Genomic DNA, 1,620 nt, shown 5'->3' with positions numbered 1-1,620 from the left:
GCCATCACATGGATAAAACAAATCCCCATGCGCACATCATGCTGACCACGAGGGCTGTCGGACCTGCTGGGTTCGGCGGAAAGGTCAGGGACTGGAACGACCGGACACATGCCGAGACGTGGCGTGCATCATGGGCTGACCATGCGAACAGGGCACTGGCGAACGCCGGTTATCAGGAAGAGATAGACCATCGTTCATACGAGCGACAGGGGCTTGAGAAAACGCCTGGTATTCACCTCGGAAAGTCTGCCTGTGCGATGGAAACACGCGGTATCGAAACAGAACGCGGCGAACAGAATCGTCTGATTAACAGGCTTAACCTGGAAATACAGATTTCCCGCACTGAACTCAGGAACAGCGGGCTGACAGAGCCTGCCCGCCGTGTGGCTGACCTTCTGAATATCGTGCTTCCTGACAACGCAACTTCGTACACACTACGTGACATCATCGAAGCGTTGCCGAAGGACAGTAATGCGGCATGGAAACTCACCAGTAATGCCATGTCGATGATGGCAGATATGCAGGCGACGCGCAGACGCTGGGAAGAGCTGAACACCGAACGAAAGGAAGCGATGAGCCATGCTGCCAGCCTGAAAAAATCATCGCCGTTTTCGTCCGGTTTTTCCCGTATTCCCCTGATGCAATGGGCGGCACCGGAATACCGTAGCGAACAGGGAAAAATCCAGTCGCTGAGCCAGCAAATGGAAAAATTGCGACAGCATTACCGGAAGGTGGAGAAACAGGACATTCCCGCGAGTCAGACGGCATTTGAAAAACAGTGGCAGCAGTGGGGGGCATCCGGCCTTGCAGCTCTCAGAGTCCAGTTGCTTAAACGTGAAGAGGAATTGCGCCGGAAGGAGCAGGAGGATACAGAACGTAGTCGCGCGGAGCGACGAGCGGAACAGCTCAGGAAAAATGACAATGCCGTTATGGATTCAGGGGTACTGAGCGCAGTCGTTACGGGGTATGGCGAGGCCCCCATGCCTGGTAACGGGGAAATGACCTGTTACCTTCTGCTTCACAACCGGAACGGAGAATACACGCTCTGGGGGAACGAGCTGGAGAAATACCGCACCAGAATCTTTGAGCGTGTTGATTTAATGCGTGACAGGAGTGGTTATATCTGTGACCGAAGCGAAATCGGTCAACATCCACCACTGCAACGTGTTTATTCCTCTGCGACCTTTGAGCAACTTCTGACGCAGGTTTGCCAGACATGGCCGCAATATACCCGCAATCTCCGCCAGCCGAAGACATGGCCGGAGTCTTTCTGTCTTGGAGAAGACCGCCAGCCAGCCATGCCATCACTGGCAGCAAGGAAGGTGGATTTTACGCAGGGACGTCTGCTACCGACGCTGATGCCGGTAATGAGTTCTGTCGACCGGGAAACCCGCCAGCTTCAGCTTTTGCTGGTCATGGGCGTGGATGACTCTCTGGGCGGTGTTGTCCGGCTTAATGGTACGCTGTATCCCGCGTTTGCCGTTCCCTCAGCCGATAACAGCCAGCTGGTCATCAGTGCACTGACCGATAAGGGGTTACGGTATGCAGGGTATGGTGTTGCCGTAAATCACGATGCAGACAGCCACATATCACCTGCGCCGGAACTTATGGAGTTTCATC

1 protein-coding gene is annotated in these 1,620 nt (G+C 54.6%); it reads left to right on the top strand.

What is annotated here, in order from left to right; all coding sequences use genetic code 11:
* The coding region (locus tag ACFVT2_RS43260; protein ID WP_390027980.1) for a MobA/MobL family protein at positions 1-1,620 on the top strand (1,620 nt) is incomplete at both ends.

The organism is Streptomyces sp. NPDC058000, from assembly GCF_042886435.1.
In the GTDB taxonomy this organism is placed as follows: Bacteria; Actinomycetota; Actinomycetes; order Streptomycetales; family Streptomycetaceae; genus Streptomyces.
Note: the sequence above shows the minus strand (reverse complement) of the source record. Positions and strands in the feature narration are given on the sequence as shown.